The 16,034-nt window shown below is 44.0% G+C and carries 12 protein-coding genes; 7 read left to right on the forward strand and 5 right to left on the reverse strand.

Annotated elements, in window-relative coordinates; all coding sequences use genetic code 11:
* Positions 1 to 90 precede the first annotated feature (90 nt).
* The 7 genes from AC0VYI_RS12320 (at position 91) to AC0VYI_RS12350 (ending at position 9,334) form a co-directional block, all read left to right on the forward strand.
* The gene (locus AC0VYI_RS12320; RefSeq protein ID WP_475449666.1) at positions 91 to 930 is read left to right on the forward strand and encodes a 2Fe-2S iron-sulfur cluster-binding protein; all 840 of its coding nucleotides are present in this window, start codon (positions 91 to 93) and stop codon (positions 928 to 930) included.
* Between the two features lie 23 nt (positions 931 to 953).
* Entirely contained in the window at positions 954 to 2,219 is a 1,266-nt protein-coding gene (gene sbcD / locus AC0VYI_RS12325; RefSeq protein WP_475449667.1) for an exonuclease subunit SbcD, read from the forward strand.
* On the forward strand, positions 2,216 to 5,917 hold the full coding sequence (locus AC0VYI_RS12330) for an AAA family ATPase (RefSeq protein ID WP_475449669.1): 3,702 nt from the start codon (positions 2,216 to 2,218) through the stop codon (positions 5,915 to 5,917). Before sbcD ends, AC0VYI_RS12330 begins: the two co-directional genes overlap by 4 nt.
* A gap of 340 nt (positions 5,918 to 6,257) precedes the next feature.
* Positions 6,258 to 6,983 carry a septum site-determining protein MinC gene (gene minC, locus AC0VYI_RS12335; protein ID WP_475449671.1) on the forward strand — a complete coding sequence of 242 codons (726 nt, stop codon included), beginning with the start codon at positions 6,258 to 6,260 and terminating at the stop codon, positions 6,981 to 6,983.
* A gap of 59 nt (positions 6,984 to 7,042) precedes the next feature.
* A complete protein-coding gene (gene minD, locus AC0VYI_RS12340) occupies positions 7,043 to 7,852 on the forward strand; it encodes a septum site-determining protein MinD (protein ID WP_199476431.1) in 810 nt (269 codons plus the stop codon).
* Position 7,853: 1 nt separating this feature from the next.
* Positions 7,854 to 8,111: a cell division topological specificity factor MinE gene (minE, locus tag AC0VYI_RS12345; RefSeq protein ID WP_199476430.1), complete on the forward strand. Its 258-nt coding sequence runs from the start codon at positions 7,854 to 7,856 to the stop codon at positions 8,109 to 8,111.
* 170 nt (positions 8,112 to 8,281) lie between these two features.
* Positions 8,282 to 9,334 (forward strand): aldo/keto reductase, encoded by a 1,053-nt coding sequence (locus AC0VYI_RS12350; protein WP_475449673.1) that lies wholly within the window; start codon positions 8,282 to 8,284, stop codon positions 9,332 to 9,334.
* 207 nt (positions 9,335 to 9,541) lie between these two features.
* Here AC0VYI_RS12350 and fusA read toward each other — a convergent pair whose 3' ends face one another.
* The 5 genes from fusA to AC0VYI_RS12375 all read right to left on the reverse strand — a co-directional run bounded on the left by fusA (position 9,542) and on the right by AC0VYI_RS12375 (position 15,928).
* Complete coding sequence (gene fusA / locus AC0VYI_RS12355) at positions 9,542 to 11,629, reverse strand: elongation factor G (protein ID WP_199476428.1); 2,088 nt, start codon at positions 11,627 to 11,629, stop codon at positions 9,542 to 9,544.
* 183 nt (positions 11,630 to 11,812) lie between these two features.
* Positions 11,813 to 12,982 (reverse strand): cation:proton antiporter domain-containing protein, encoded by a 1,170-nt coding sequence (locus AC0VYI_RS12360; protein WP_199476427.1) that lies wholly within the window; start codon positions 12,980 to 12,982, stop codon positions 11,813 to 11,815.
* A 29-nt stretch (positions 12,983 to 13,011) separates the two neighbouring features.
* Positions 13,012 to 13,680, reverse strand: a complete 669-nt coding sequence (locus AC0VYI_RS12365; RefSeq protein WP_475449675.1) for a TIGR04211 family SH3 domain-containing protein — start codon at positions 13,678 to 13,680, stop codon at positions 13,012 to 13,014.
* Positions 13,681 to 13,806: 126 nt separating this feature from the next.
* Positions 13,807 to 14,283: a DUF934 domain-containing protein gene (locus tag AC0VYI_RS12370; protein ID WP_199476425.1), complete on the reverse strand. Its 477-nt coding sequence runs from the start codon at positions 14,281 to 14,283 to the stop codon at positions 13,807 to 13,809.
* Positions 14,267 to 15,928: a nitrite/sulfite reductase gene (locus AC0VYI_RS12375; RefSeq protein WP_475449677.1), complete on the reverse strand. Its 1,662-nt coding sequence runs from the start codon at positions 15,926 to 15,928 to the stop codon at positions 14,267 to 14,269. Before AC0VYI_RS12375 ends, AC0VYI_RS12370 begins: the two co-directional genes overlap by 17 nt.
* Between the last annotated feature and the right edge of the window lie 106 nt (positions 15,929 to 16,034).

The following is a 16,034-nucleotide window of genomic DNA, read 5'->3' on the forward strand; positions in this document are numbered from 1 at the left end:
TGATTGGGTGTTTTCCTTTCTCGCTCTATGGACATCACAGGCTTGTCTGGCTGTGGCATAATAGATTGAAACCATTGTTGGGTAATGTCTATGGATGCTTCTTCGGTCACCATTCAGGTGGATGATCAATCTTTTCAAGCTGAGGTGGGTGATAACCTATTAACCTCCTGTTTATCTCATCATGTTGATATGAATTTTAGCTGTAGGGCGGGTGTTTGCGGGGCTTGCGCACTTTATGATGAAACGTCGAATAGGACGATTTTATCCTGTCAGTCTAGCGTTTCAGAGCCGCTGATATTAAGAAAACGCTTACCTAGTAAAGAGGATTCATTTCGAGTATTAGAGCGTCGTTTCCTTGACGAGACATCGGTGGAGTTGGTACTGCTTGGGCCCAGCGATGATACATTTGGGGATTTTGTTGAGTTGCAACTTTCAGATGCGAATAAAACTACCATAGAATGCATGGCGTTAAACTCTGCTGGCGAACCACTGGTGTTATTACTCTCAAAGCGCGATGTGAACGCCTCACAATGGGCACTTATTACGAATTCTGAAACCAACTCTTTTGTTGTTAGAACGCGGCTCGGTGAGCGAAAAGGGCGTTTATTAACCGAGCTTGATTTGGTTGACCGATCTGTTTGGTTGATTTGTGACTCTGCCACGGAGCGCTTTTCACCCTATTGGGAAACGGCTTTGGGCTCAGTGGGAGCGAATTTTTTAGGGCGATCTGTGTTCACAGCCAACAATTCTCTGTCAGAAAACAGTCCGCTTTTTCAAGAAGAGTTGGCTATAGCGTTCAATGCCATTAATACCTCAAGTATCGAGATCATTATACAAGCCGCTGGTTTGACCCAAGAAGAATGGAATCGGTTGCTGAGTGCCTTTTATATCCGGCCTAATCAAATCCATATCGTGCGTTTGCCACACTGAATAAGATCATGGACCATTTTTAAATGAAAATACTACACACGTCCGACTGGCACTTAGGCCAGCATTTTATGGGTAAGTCTCGTCGAGATGAACATGAGGCTTTTATTAAGTGGCTACTTGCCTTGATAAAGCAAGAGTCCATAGGCGCAATGATTATCGCGGGGGATGTATTTGATACCGGTGCACCACCGAGCTATGCGCGAGAAATGTACCATCAGCTAGTACTTGATTTAAAAGCATTGAATTGCCAGTTGGTGATTGTGGGGGGGAATCATGATTCAGTGAGCATGCTTAATGAATCGAAAAGCTTGCTGTCCTATCTTGGCACTCACGTCTTGGCAAGTGCCTCGCCAGATGCTCTTGATTCCCATGTTGTACCTTTATTCGATGAACAGGGTGAAATCGCTACTTGGATATGTGCCGTGCCGTATTTACGCCCAAGAGATGTTATGACCAGTATTCAAGGGCAATCTGAACAAGAGAAAAAGCAAAGTTTGATGCAGCAGATTGCAGACTTTTACCAAGATGTGTTTGCTCTTGCGGAGAAAAAGAATCAAGCCTTGGGGCAGCCTGTTCCGATTATTGGTACAGGCCATTTAACAACCATGGGCGGGCAAGTAAGTGAGTCGGTTCGTGATTTATATGTGGGTACGTTAGAAGCGCTACCCACCTCTGTGTTTCCTGCCTTTGACTATTTGGCGCTGGGACACATTCATCGTGCTCAAGCCATCAATAGCAGTGGTCGTTATCGATATAGCGGATCACCTATTCCTTTGAGCTTTGATGAGTTAGGTCGAGATAAATCGCTTGTCATCATCGACAGCGAGTTATTATCTGAAGACGGTTTTGTCGACGATCTTTTTGCTGAGCCAGTGGACCCTGTTCGTTTGGTGACCATTCCCAATTTTCAGCCTATGTTGAGTCTAAAAGGCAGTTTGGATGAGGTGCTGAAGTCGGTTTCTGAAATCGAGGTTCAAGCAGACAAAACCCTTTGGCTGGAAGTCACTGTGGTGGCAGATGATTACTTAAGTGATGTACAAAAGCGTTTGATGGAAGCGATCGAAGAGAGGCCAATCGAACTGTTAAGAGTGATGCGTAAGCGGAGCGATGTGTCAGCTTCATCGACATTTGAACAGCGCCAAACCTTGTCAGAATTGACGGTGGCGGATGTGTTTCAACAAAGCCTAACCAGTGCCATGACACTAGATGAGGAAGAGACGAAGCAGCTTACCTCATTATTTGAATCCTGTTTGGTTGAGATGGAAGAAAGTAAAGAGAGCGATGTATGAAGATTTGTAAACTCCGTCTTAAAAACCTAAACTCTCTAAAAGGCGAATGGGAGATTGATTTTACCAAAGCGCCGTTCGATGACGCCGGCGTGTTTGCCATTGTCGGTCCCACCGGATCCGGTAAATCGACCTTGCTGGATGCCATTTGCTTAGCGCTTTATCATGAAACGCCGCGCTTAAAAGTCTCGCCTACACAAAATGAGTTAATGACGCGTCATACAGCGGAATGCTTGGCAGAAGTGGAATTTGAAATCAAGGGCAAAGGCTATCGTGCCTTTTGGAGCCAACGTCGTTCCCGTGGTTTAAGCGATGGTAATTTACAACCTATTGTTTGTGAATTAAGTGAGCGCGATGGCACCATTATTACCAGCAAAATCAATGAAAAAATTGCCAAGGTGGCTGAGCTGACAGGGTTAGATTTTGGGCGATTTACCAAGTCCATGCTCCTTGCTCAAGGCGGTTTTTCTGCTTTCTTAAATGCTACAGCCAACGACAGAGCAGAATTGCTTGAGGAACTGACTGGCACGGAAATTTACGGCGATATTTCCAAATGGGTGTTTGAAAAACATAAACAGGAAAAACAAGCCATTGCAGCGCTGGAGTCGGCCAATGCGCAAAGAAAGCTATTAAGTGATGAAGCCTTTACAGCGCTAAAAGATCAGGAACATGGCTTTAAAGCCAGAGACCAACAATCTGAAACGCTCTATAAGCAGAAAAAAATGCTGCTGGATTGGTATCAAAAGTTCCAACAAACGGCATCGGAACTTAAAAGTTATCAAGACAGGCATGCTGAAGCCAAACAAGCATTAGACGCCTTTCAGCCAGAATTAGACAAGCTCGAACTAGCAGAAAAGGCCAATGCCTTAACGGCTGAATTTGAAAAAAAACAAGCGTTAGTCTCGCGTTTAACAAGCCAAGAAGTTGAGTGGCAAGAAGCAAAAGAGGCGCTAACCCAGAGCGAAAGTCAGTTTCAAACGCTTGAACAGCAGCAGAGCGAATCCAAAGTCGTTTTTGAAGAAAAATCCGTCCAATGGGAATCGTTGAAAGAGATTATTGCTAACCAAATTCAGCCGTTGCTTTCCAAAGAAGAAAGCCTTACAGAGCAGCACAAAACGGTACAAACGCGTGTACAACAGCATAAAGATAAGCTTCGCCAGCAAGAAACGCTCAGCCAACAAAAACAGACGGCGTTCGAAACGTTAACCAGAGCCAGTGAAGAGGCGTTAGCTAAGCTGAACCAGTGGCCCAATGGGGAAAAAATTGAGGCAGAATTGACTGGCTGGCACCATCAACTCCAGTCGCTTTCTAATACTCAAGAGCAGTTGGTGCAATTGCAAAATGAGCTGGCAGAGAAAACTAACAAACATCAAGTGGCGCAGCAGGCTTTTGCTGAAGCCAATCAAAGTTTTGAGCAGAAGAAAACTCAGTATACGCAAATCACTCAGCGATTAGAGCAGTTGCAGGCTCAGATAATGGGGTTAACTGAGCAAACTGAGCTCGCTCAGTGGCAAGAGGCATATCAGCAAGCACAATTACGCCAGCAAGATTCTATCTACTTTTTACAGCTTCATAAAACCGTTGCGAACAATCGCTATTCCCAAGAAGAGCTCAAGCGCAAGCTTGCAATGTTAAATAGCAATCTAATCGAACAACATCAGCAATTGGAGCAGCAGCGAGTCTTTTACAAAGACAAAATGCGTCATCAAAAGAGCCTAGAAAAACTGGTTGAAGCCGAACGTCAGATTACGGCCTTGACACGTTTGCGTGACGAATTGGGTGAGCACGATCCTTGTCCTTTATGCGGTTCAGTTCATCATCAGCTTGAAAATGCGCATTATCAGACGGACTCAGGGAGCCAGGAAGAATTAGAGGCACTTCGTAAAGAGATCGATATGCTTACCAAGGAAGGCCAGCAATGTAAGACGGATAACGAGGTCGCTAAGCGTGAGTTGGATATGCTGACTGCCCAGCAATCGCAACTGGCAGAGCAATTAGCCCAGCAAGAAAGCGAGTTAATTGCCCTTGGTCAGACGTTATCGTCGAATGCGGCTTTGGATGTATTTAGTCATGATGCAGTGAGTGCTTTTGTATCGTCGTTACAAGCGGATTGGCAAGCGAAACAGCAAATTGCTGCTGAGCTACAACCTTTGTTGCAAGAAAAAACGCAATTGGAATCTCAATGGCAAACGTTGAATCAGCAGTTGCAAGCAGAGCGTGAACAAGTCTCTAAGCATGAGTCACAAAGGCTATTATTGGCACAGTCTATTAAAGGGTTAAATGACAACATTGCTAAGCTGAGTGAATCGCTTCAGCAAGGAGATATGGCGTTGCAGCAATCGATGCGCGCAGTTGACTTGCCAGAAGCCTTCATGGCAATGCCAGTTTCTGAGCGTATCGAAGCCCTGCAGCACGCCATGCAGGATTGGCGCTCTGCGAAAAGTCATTACGACCAACAGCATCAGCAACTGGAACAGCTAAGCTTTGAGATTAAAACGCTCAATGACGGCAAAGCTGAATTGGCTCAACAGTTAGCAAGCGTTGAGCAGGAGTTCATGGTGCTGGATCAGCAACTCACATCCATAAAACAAGACATTGCGGAAATTCTAGATGGCAAAGAGCTGAATGAGTGGAAAACCAGTGTTCAGGCTCAGTTTGAAGAGGCGAAGCAGCAGCATGAAACACTGGTAGCGAAATGCCAAACAGCGCAGCAAGTCTTGACGTCGAATAGGGCAAGGGTCGAAGCGCTGACAAAAGCGTTTGATATATTAAAAGCCGAGGTTGATACGGCTCAAACGCATTGGTCTGCTACCTTACGACAAGCTGAATTTGAAACTGAAGCGGTTTGGCATGAAGCGTGTTTGACGCAAGATGAAATAGCGTCATTAAAAGCCACTTACCAAACTCTTAAAGAGACACTCTCTAAAGCTGACGTGTTGGTGAATCGAGCTGAAAAACAGTTAACAGAACTGCAAGCCACTCAGCCAGAAGAGGCGAAAAAAGCTGATGTGGATTTAACCACACTTGCTGATCAGGTGTCTGAGTTAGAGCAAGAGCGGCAACGTCTATATCGTCAATGGGGCGTTGTTTCGCAACAGATCAAGGAGGAGTTACAGCGCCGGGAGGATGCCAAAGAGGCGGAGAAAGAGTTGCAAGAGCGCCGTGATGGTATGCTTTATCTTGATAAGCTGAATTATTTAATCGGCTCGGCCGATGGGGCTAAGTTTAGACGCTTTGCCCAAGGTTTAACGCTGGACCACCTTGTATACTTGGCGAATCAGCACCTTACTATATTGCATCGTCGTTATCAGCTAGAGCGCAAAGCTGAAGAGGCGTTAGCACTTGCTGTGGTGGATACTTGGCAGGCCAATGCCTCGCGAGATACCAAAACCCTATCTGGTGGTGAATCGTTTTTGGTGAGTTTGGCTTTAGCGTTAGCCCTGTCTGACTTGGTTTCCCATAAAACCAGTATTGATTCATTGTTTTTAGATGAAGGGTTTGGCACATTGGACAATGAAACCTTGGAGTCTGCTTTGGATGCATTGGATAACTTGCAGTCTTCTGGTAAAACCATTGGCATTATTAGCCATATTTCTGCACTCAAAGAGCGGATTCCTGTGCAAATCCGCCTAACCAAGCAAAGTGGTTTGGGGGTCAGTCGATTAGCGCCGGAATTTGCCATACAGGATACGCAGAGCTAGCGTTTGTATCACTTTGCTTATCTGGATAAGTGTTATCGATACAGGGGTTTTTATGATGCAAAAGTTTTCCCCAGATGTACTAGAACAACCTTGTAAATAAGCTTTAAATTTTTAGTAAAATCAATGGGTTGTTGGGCTATTCATTATTGTACAAAGCATGAGTAATCAGGCACTATTATAGAGCGTGTAATAAAGATTAACGGACATCAAAGACTTATCTTTGATGTCTTTCTTTAATCGACAGGCTTGATAGAATAAGGGTTTTAAAAACTCATCTAGTCTCTAAGCACAAAACTTATCTTGTTGAGCGTTTATAGGGCACAAAAAAAGGACAGTTTGCATGACAGACTTAGGCTTCCAATTAAAAGGAAGTGTTGTAACGACCATTTTACTTGAAATTCAAACCTTGTCGTTAGAAAGTATTGTGGCTCAATTAAGAGAAAAGATTGAACAAGTGCCACACTTTTTTCATCAGGCACCTATTATTATTGATCTCTCCAAGTTGAAGCAAGATTTACCCCTTGATGCTTTTGATACATTGATTATTTCGTTAGCAGATCTGGGGCTGGGAGTCATTGGTTGGCGTTGTGATCAAGAAAATAAGCCAGTCTGGTTTTCTCAGGCTAAAATACCTATGTTGCCCGCAAGTAAGGCGCGTCCCATTTTGGTACCAGAAGCGACGCCCAAAGAAACGGGCCCTGATGTGGTCGTTAAAACCGTTGTTGAGGAACGCCTCGTGCCTCAAGCAACCAAGGTGATAACCAAGCCAATTCGCTCTGGTCAGCAAGTGTATGCGGAGGGGGACTTAATTATTCTCACCCAAGTAAGCGCTGGCGCCGAAGTATTAGCGGATGGCAATATTCATGTTTATGGTGCGCTGCGCGGCAGGGCATTGGCTGGGGTAAAAGGTGATACTCAAGCTAGGATTTTTTGTAAGAGTTTAGAAGCAGAGTTGGTTTCTATTGCGGGTAATTTCATGCTAAGTGATGCATTGAGAAAAATTATTTGGAAAGAACCTGCACAAGTTGTATTAATCGACGATAGCTTAGATATAACACCACTTTAGTAACTATTTTTCATTTATATTTAGATCTACTCACGAGTGAGTGATCGGGGGATACAGCATTGGCAAAGATCATCGTGGTCACCTCAGGCAAGGGGGGAGTGGGTAAAACCACCTCCAGCGCAGCAATAGGGACTGGCATTGCATTAAAAGGACATAAAACGGTTATTATCGATTTTGACGTGGGTTTACGTAACCTAGATCTGATCATGGGGTGCGAACGCAGAGTCGTGTATGACTTTGTGAATGTGATCAATAAAGAAGCAACCCTCTCTCAGGCGCTGATAAAAGACAAACGCACTAAAGATTTATTTATTTTACCTGCTTCTCAAACTAGAGATAAAGATGCTTTGACGATAGAAGGTGTTCAAGCTGTATTAGATGAGCTGTCTGAAGAGTTTGAATACATTATTTGTGATTCGCCTGCAGGTATCGAAAAAGGAGCGCAAATGGCCCTGTATTTTGCTGATGCAGCGATTGTTGTAACGAACCCTGAAGTCTCCTCTGTACGGGACTCGGATCGTATTCTGGGGATTTTACAGAGTAAGTCTCGCCGCGCGGAAGAGGGCAAAGAGCCAATTGAAGAGCATTTATTGCTTACTCGTTACCATCCAGAGCGCGTTGCTATTGGGGAAATGTTGAGTGTGACCGATGTGGAAGATATTCTTGCCATTCCTTTGTTGGGCGTTATCCCTGAGTCTGAAGCGGTTTTGAAGGCCTCTAACCAAGGTACGCCTGTTATTTTGGATCAAGAATCCGAAGCGGGACTGGCTTATACGGATGCGGTTGATAGGTTAATGGGAGAGGAGCGTCCTTTGCGCTTCTTGGATGTCCAGAAAAAAGGATTCTTTAAACGGCTGTTAGGGGGCTAATGTGGGCATTTTTGATTATTTTAAAGCAAAGAAAACACCCAGTTCCGCCTCGGTTGCAAAGGATCGTTTGCAGATCATTGTGGCTCATGAACGCAGTAAGCGTCATCAACCTGATTATCTCCCTCAGATGCAGCAGGAAATTATTGATGTCATTCGTAAGTATGTTGAGATCGGTAATGAAGACGTGCAAATTCAGCTCGAAAACACAGATGATTGTTCGGTGTTAGAGTTGAATGTGACGTTGCCGGAGCAAAATTAGCGGATAGATGATTTTGCATGAGAGCGTTTTATTTATGTAATAAGGTAGAGCGCTCCTTATTGTTTTCATTTATGAAACTGGCGCATAGCAATCAATTTTATTACATTGGCTAACGAGATTTTTATCCAGCATGTTCTGCATGCGTATAACCAAATATAAGGAAGAAAGCAATGAAATATGTACCGCTTGGTCGTACAGGGCTTGAAGTGTCAAGAGTGTGTTTGGGAACCATGACATGGGGCACGCAAAATACTCAAGCGGATGCCGATGAGCAAATTGAGTACGCTCTAGATAATGCTGTGAACTTCATGGATACGGCGGAAATGTATTCTGTGCCACCAACGAAAGAGTCTTATGGGAAAACTGAAACCATCATCGGTAATTGGCTTTCTCGTCACCCGTCTCGTCGTCAAGACTTTATTCTTGCGACGAAAATAGCGGGGCCTGGTATGTCTTATGTGCGTGGTGGGAGCAATATCTCTGGCAAAACCGTGATTGAAGCCGTTGACGCATCTCTAAAGCGTTTACAGACAGATTATATCGATTTATATCAACTGCATTGGCCAAATCGTACAACACCTCATTTTGCCAAACATTTCCCAGGGGATATTTCTTTTACCAATGTAGATCGCGATGAGCAGTCCATACAAATGCTCGACATTCTTCAGGGTCTTGAGGCTTGCATTAAAGCTGGTAAGATCCGTCATTTTGGCTTATCTGACGATACCACATGGGGGATTAATGAGTTTATCCGACTAAGTGATAAGCACAGTTTGCCACGTGTTGCTTCCATTCAGAATGAGTTTAGCCTATTGCATACAAAAGATTGGCCATATTTAGTTGAAAATTGTGTGCATGAAGATGTTGCGTATTTACCATGGTCTCCTTTGGCGGCTGGTGCATTGACTGGCAAGTATTTAAATGGTGCTCGCCCTGAAGGAAGTCGTTGGACCTATGCTCAACGCAATGGTCTTTTCCGTGATACACCATTCGTTGAAAAAGCGGTTACTCAATACTTAGAAGTGGCGGCAAAACATAATATGACCCCAGCTCAGTTGGCTTTGGCTTGGTGTGATCAGGTTGACGGAGTTACTTCCACTATCATTGGTGCTACGTCTTTAGCGCAATTAAAAGAAGATATGGCGGCGTTTGATATGGTGTTGTCTGAAGAAGCCTTGAGTGACATTATGGCTGTTCTAAAAGAGTATCCAGTGCCTTTCTAGTCAAGAGTCTTTCTAGTAGTTAAGCATCTGCCTAAATACTGAGATTGAGTTACTTTATATGAGAATCAGTAAAGCCGATATGCCGAAGCGTATCGGCTTTTTTTTTGTGTTTTAGTAATTGCAATTCCAATGCTATATAAAAATAGCCGTCAATAAAAAAGCCGATGCAAGTGCATCGGCTTTTTAAATTCAGCAAAAAGCTAAAGATTAGTCTTTTTTAGCTTTCTTTTCTTTTTGAGCAGCGATAACGGTTTCAGCTACGTTGTTAGGACATGGTAGGTAGTGTGAGAACTCCATAGAGAACTGACCACGACCAGATGTCATCGTACGTAGAGTACTGATGTAACCAAACATTTCTGCTAGAGGAACGTCTGCTTTGATGCGAACGCCAGTCAAACCTTTCTCTTGGTCTTTGATCATGCCGCGACGACGGTTCAAGTCACCAATGACATCACCAACGTTATCATCTGGAGTGAACACGTCGACCTTCATGATAGGCTCGATCAGTTGTGGGCCAGCTTTAGGCATAGACTGACGGAAAGCGCCTTTTGCAGCGATTTCGAAGGCAATTGCAGAAGAGTCAACTGCGTGGTAGCCACCGTCGAACAATTCAACTTCAACGTCTAGAACTGGGAAGCCTGCTAGGACGCCTTCATCCATCATAGACTTAAAGCCTTTCTCAACTGCTGGGAAGAATTCCTTCGGTACGTTACCGCCCACAACAGAAGAAGAGAATTTGAAGCCAGAACCCACTTCACCAGGTTTGATGCGGTAGTCGATTTTACCGAACTGACCAGAACCACCTGATTGTTTCTTGTGAGTGTAAGTATCTTCAACTTCTTTCGTGATCGTTTCACGGTAAGCAACTTGAGGTTGACCAACAATTAGATCCACGCCGTAAGTACGTTTCAAGATATCTACTTTGATATCTAGGTGAAGCTCACCCATTCCTTTAAGGATAGTTTCACCAGAATCTTGGTCAGTCTCAACTCGGAACGTTGGGTCTTCTGCAACCATTTTACCGATTGCGATACCCATTTTCTCGTTACCACCTTTATCTTTTGGTGTAACAGAGATAGAGATTACTGGCTCTGGGAATACCATTGCTTCAAGAGTACAAGGGTGTTTAGGATCACATAGCGTGTGACCAGTTTGTACGTTTTTCATACCAACAATCGCAATGATGTCACCTGCTTGTGCAGAAGATATCTCGTTACGGTCGTTTGCTTGCATTTCAACCATACGGCCAACACGCTCAGTCTTACCAGTGAAGCTGTTAAGAATAGTGTCGCCTTTATTGATCATACCAGAGTAGATACGTACGAACGTTAGGGCACCAAAACGGTCATCCATGATCTTGAAGGCAAGCGCTTTAAGAGGCTCTTGCGCATCAACGATTGCTTTCGCACCCGTTGGGTTACCTTCTTCATCAGTAAGATCCTGAGGATCAACTTCAGTTGGGCTTGGTAGGTAATCAACAACTGCGTCAAGAAGAAGTTGCATGCCTTTGTTTTTGAAGGCAGAACCACAGAAAGTTGGGAAGAAAGCAAGGTCGCGAGTACCCTTACGGATGCAGCGCTTAAGGTCTTCAACAGAAGGCTCTTCGCCTTCCATATACGCCATCATTAGATCGTCGTCTTGCTCAACCGCTGTTTCGATTAACTTTTCACGATATTCTTCCACTTGATCAAGCATGTCTTCTGGAACATCTTTGATTTCGTAGTTTTCTGGTTGTCCAGTTTCATCCCAAACGTAAGCTTTACGAGTTAGAAGATCTACAACGCCAGAAAATTCATCTTCTGTTCCGATTGGAAGTACCATGATCAAAGGAGTAGCACCAAGTACTTTTTTCACTTGTTCTACAACGCGGTAGAAGCTAGCGCCTAGACGGTCTAGTTTGTTAACGAAGATCAAACGAGATACTTCGGATTCGTTCGCATAGCGCCAGTTGGTTTCTGATTGAGGCTCAACACCGCCAGAACCGCAGAACACACCGATACCGCCATCGAGTACTTTAAGGGAACGGTATACTTCAACGGTAAAGTCAACGTGTCCAGGTGTGTCGATAACGTTTAGGCGGTGACCTTTCCACTCACAAGTGACAGCTGCAGATTGGATGGTAATACCGCGCTCAGCTTCTTGTTCCATGAAGTCAGTAGTAGATTCACCCTCGTGAACTTCACCGATTTTATGAATTTTACCGGTAAGTTTAAGAATACGTTCAGTAGTAGTAGTTTTGCCCGCGTCAACGTGAGCAAAAATACCGATGTTTCTGTATTTTGATAAGTCAGCCATTACATTACTCTAAATAATTGAGGACGAAATTTGCGCGATATTATACAAGACTTTTTTGTTAGCAGTCAGGTATTTCGCGCTATTCTATTATATTTTATGTGACTAAAGAAAGACTAAGCTTCAAACCTTTCAATAAAAGCGTTTGGCATTGTAGAAAATCTTCAATCGACATGGAAATCTGGCCTAATCTCGACGCAATTTATCTGAAATTGCGATGGGATTTGGGTAATTCAATATCACGACATAAGTAGACAGAGCAAAGCTCAGTATTGCCGTTGCTTGAATCACGTTTGAGGCCGCTGTGCCTATTAAACCAATATTGGCCGCAAGGTAGGCGATAAGCAGCGAAAACTCACTGACTTGGCCTAGGCGAAAGCCCACTTCCCAAGACGTACTCGCGTCTTCTTTGATGCCTTTCAATAAGAATCGAAAAACAACAGGTTTGATCAGCATTGAGCTAATGGCCAGTATTAAGGCTGGCACAATCACTACTCCTAATAAGCTGAAATCAAAACTGGCGCCTATGGTAAAGAAAAATAGGATTAAGAAAAAGTCTCTTAGTGGTTTTAAATGGGTTGCAATGTATTGGGATATGGGGCTGGTTGCAAGGGCAACGCCAGCGATGAAGGCCCCCATCTCAGCTGACAAGCCTAAAGATTCAGCCAATACGGCCATGGAGAGGCACCAACCAATGGACACTAAAAAGATATATTCGTGGAATCGATCAAATTTAGTGATTAATTTTATCAAAATATACTTTACGAATAGAAAAGCACCGCCTACAAGCAAGGGGAGGGCAATGAGAGGTCTTAAAAACTGCACCGCTGAGTTATCCGCACCAGCGGCAAAACTGTTTAGTTCCAGTAAAACGCCAATGGCAATCATATCTTGCAGGAGTAATAATCCGACAACCAGTTCCCCTGTATGCTTGTGGTGTAACACCGTTGTTGGCAGCAGTTTGATACAAACAATGGTACTTGAGAACATCATCGCAATGCCAATGATCAGGCTTTCTGTTTTCGTGTAGCCAAAAGCAATGGCCACCATGTAGCCAACGGCTGCAAAGACAATGGAGCTTAATAGGGCTATCCAGGCGGCTTTTTTAAGCATGTTGATAAGGTGGCTAGGTTGCATATCCAAGCCAAGAAGAAAGAGTAGAAAAATAATCCCTATATGACTCATTTGGTCCATGAGTTTTGGTTCAGTGATTAAAGAAAACCCATAACGACCAAACAAAGCCCCTAAAGCAATATAGGCAATAATCATGGGTTGCCTTGTATATAAAGCAATGGAAGCAACAACAGCCGCTCCTGCAAAAATCAAAAAGAAGGAGTGTACGATGGATGCTTCCATTTGGTTCCCTTAGATAATAATACTTTGTGTTATACCCACGTTCCCGAGCTGGTTTTTTTGCGACGTGTCAACGGAATGAGAATACCAATGAGTACGCCACCAATAAGCGTTCCTGCTCCAATGGCAAACCATTTCTGTTGATTGCTATCGCCTTTGTCCTTGGCTTGGGCTTTAGCAGCAGCCAACTGTTGTTTTAGTGTATCAATTTGATAAGCGACATTGTCGTTTTTCTCAACAATTGTCTTTGCTTTGTCGGTCAGGGCCTTCATTGAGGCAAGTTGCTGCGTCAGTTGGGCTTTGTCCTTTTCAAGGTTTGATACTTGTGTTGTAAGGGCAGCAACATTTTGCTGGCTTTCGTCATATTGCTTGTTTAAGTCGACTTTGCTTTGCGATAGTTTAGTGAGCTGCTCTTGAAGCTGAATCACTTGCTCTCGTGTGACTTGATCGTCGCTTAAGAAGTAGTCCGCCACCCAGCCTACATTCCCACTAGGGGTTTTTACTTTGGTGTAGCCATTACTTTTCTCCAAGACTTGTAAAGGTGTACCGCTTTTTATACCGCGCTCAACGGCGGGCGAATTATTGTCTTGTCCTTGACGAATCGCGACAAATTGAACGTCAGACACGTAGACAGTAGTTGCTTGCGCAACGGCTGATAGTAATAACCCTACAAGAAGGCAAGTTATATTTTTTTTAGACACGTTAAGACCCTTTAACAATCAATCACTTTGACTCGTTTCCTACGATAATCAGCGAGACCTAAATACGCAATAGAAAAAGGCCCATGAATGGACCTTTTATTGGAGTGTTGACAAAAGATTTAATGTTTAACGACGCAAAAACATCGGTCTAGGGTCATTTGCATCCCCTTGATAGGCAACAGAAAAGCTTTTGTGCAGTAGTAATGCTTTTTCTAGGTCAACGTCAGCATTGAATTGGAAAGCGTTAAAACCAACACGTAAAAGATAACCTTGCTGATCTGGAATGAAATAACCTAAGGCTCGGATCTCGCCTTGATAGTTAAAGCGCTCTCGTAATAGTCGTGCGTAGCTGAAACCTCTGCCATCAGTAAAGGCAGGGAAATTGATACCGATGACAGCGAATTGAGTTAGGTCTACACCTTCAAGTTGTTCTGTGCCTTCTCCTGCGTCTATCCAAATACCAGCGACCTTACCAATGGCTTCTTGCTCAGCGTGCCATCTTGCTAAAGGCACGATAGCATTGCTGGTTATTGGCGTGTCATTATCCTGAATCCAGATTTGTTCATTGTCGATAATCTTGCCATTTTTAATTAACTTTAGCATATGCAGCCTCTTTAAATGGTGCCATTCCAATACGACGGAAGGTATCGATAAAACGTTCTTCATCTGTACGATGACTCACATAGACATCCATCAGCTTTTGGATCACGCTGCTGATTTCTTCTTGCGCAAATGAAGGGCCGAGAATTTTGCCAATACTGGCATCATGGCCAGAGGAGCCCCCCATGGAAATTTGATAAAACTCTTCGCCTTTTTTATCAACACCTAAAATGCCTATGTTGCCAACGTGATGGTGGCCACAGGCATTCATACAGCCGGAAATGTTTAGGTCGATGTCTCCTAAATCGTATAAATAATCCAAGTCGTTGAAGGTTTCTTGGATTTGCTGTGCGATAGGGATGGATTTTGCGTTAGCCAACGCACAGAAATCACCACCTGGACAGCAGATCATATCGGTTAATAGACCCAAAGTAGGGGTTGCGAACCCAGCCTCTTTAGCGGCTTCCCATAATTCAACTAACTGGTCTTGGCGTACATCTGCTAGCACAAGGTTTTGCTCATGGCTAACTCGTAACTCGCCAAAGCTATACTGATCAGCGAAGTCTGCGCCTTTTTCCATTTGCTCTGCTGTGGCATCACCAGGAGCTTGACCTGGTTTTTTCAATGATAAAGTGACAATGCGATAGCCAGGCTTTTTGTGGGCAAAGGTGTTGCGCTCAAACCAGCGGGCAAAGCCTGTACTGTCTGCTAACTTAGCAGTGAGTGTTTCAGGGTTGTCTGTTAGCGCTTCATAGTTCGGCTCGGTAAAAAAGCTTTGCAGGCGTGTGAACTCACTCATTGGGACGGTGCTTTCTTTTCCGCGTATATGTCGCCATTCAGCATCGACCAGTTTGCGGAATTCATCAATTCCCATGGCTTTAACTAGGATTTTAATACGCGCTTTGTATTTGTTGTCGCGACGGCCTTTTTGGTTGTAGACGCGAATGATGGCGTCTAAATAGGTTAGCAAATCTTCCCGTGGCACAAATTCATTGATGGTTAAACCAACCATCGGAGTGCGACCTAAACCGCCACCAACGATGACTTTAAAGCCGATTTCGCCAGCGTCATTTTTTTTAATTTGTAGACCAATGTCATGCACCTGAACCGCAGCCCGATCAGACGATTCTGTGGCGTTCACCGCAATTTTAAACTTACGCGGTAAGAAGGCGAATTCTGGGTGGAAGGTAGACCATTGACGAATCAGTTCACAGTAAGGGCGTGGGTCAACAACTTCGTCCGCAATAACGCCAGCGTATTGGTCTGTCGTTGTATTACGAATACAGTTACCACTGGTTTGTGTGGCGTGCATTTGTACTTGAGCAAGCTCAGCCAAAATATCAGGCACATCTTCAAGCTTTGGCCAATTCAGTTGTAGGTTTTGACGAGTACTGAAGTGTCCATAGCCTTTGTCATAGCGGCGGGTAATGCCTGCCAAAGTTCTTAGTTGATCACTGGATAGCATGCCGTAAGGAATGGCAATACGCAACATTGGCGCATAACGCTGAACATAGAGGCCATTTTGTAGGCGCAGTGGTAAGAATTCTTGTTCACTTAGTTCTTGATTTAAGTAGCGGCGTGTCTGGTCGCGAAACTGTGCTACACGCTCATTAACAAGCTGTTGGTCAATTGCGTCGTATTGGTACATAGAGAAATAAGCCGTGGTTAATAAATTTTAATGGCGTAACTCTAGCAAATTTCCTTTATTCTAAAAATGAATATTTATCTATATCTTTAGCGGTTTTTCTAATAAG

It is taken from the genome of Marinomonas sp. 63XJN7_9_ISO-PGPR-S23-217 (assembly GCF_056173515.1).

Excerpts from the sequence above, each read along its gene's own strand:
- AC0VYI_RS12370 (WP_199476425.1), bottom strand. The coding sequence starts at position 14,283 with ATGCTAAAGTTAATTAAAAATGGCAAGATTATCGACAATGAACAAATC.
- fusA (WP_199476428.1), bottom strand. The coding sequence starts at position 11,629 with ATGGCTGACTTATCAAAATACAGAAACATCGGTATTTTTGCTCACGTT.
- minC (WP_475449671.1), top strand. The coding sequence starts at position 6,258 with ATGACAGACTTAGGCTTCCAATTAAAAGGAAGTGTTGTAACGACCATT.
- AC0VYI_RS12330 (WP_475449669.1), top strand. The coding sequence starts at position 2,216 with ATGAAGATTTGTAAACTCCGTCTTAAAAACCTAAACTCTCTAAAAGGC.
- AC0VYI_RS12360 (WP_199476427.1), bottom strand. The coding sequence starts at position 12,982 with ATGGAAGCATCCATCGTACACTCCTTCTTTTTGATTTTTGCAGGAGCG.
- AC0VYI_RS12350 (WP_475449673.1), top strand. The coding sequence starts at position 8,282 with ATGAAATATGTACCGCTTGGTCGTACAGGGCTTGAAGTGTCAAGAGTG.
- AC0VYI_RS12320 (WP_475449666.1), top strand. The coding sequence starts at position 91 with ATGGATGCTTCTTCGGTCACCATTCAGGTGGATGATCAATCTTTTCAA.
- AC0VYI_RS12375 (WP_475449677.1), bottom strand. The coding sequence starts at position 15,928 with ATGTACCAATACGACGCAATTGACCAACAGCTTGTTAATGAGCGTGTA.
- sbcD (WP_475449667.1), top strand. The coding sequence starts at position 954 with ATGAAAATACTACACACGTCCGACTGGCACTTAGGCCAGCATTTTATG.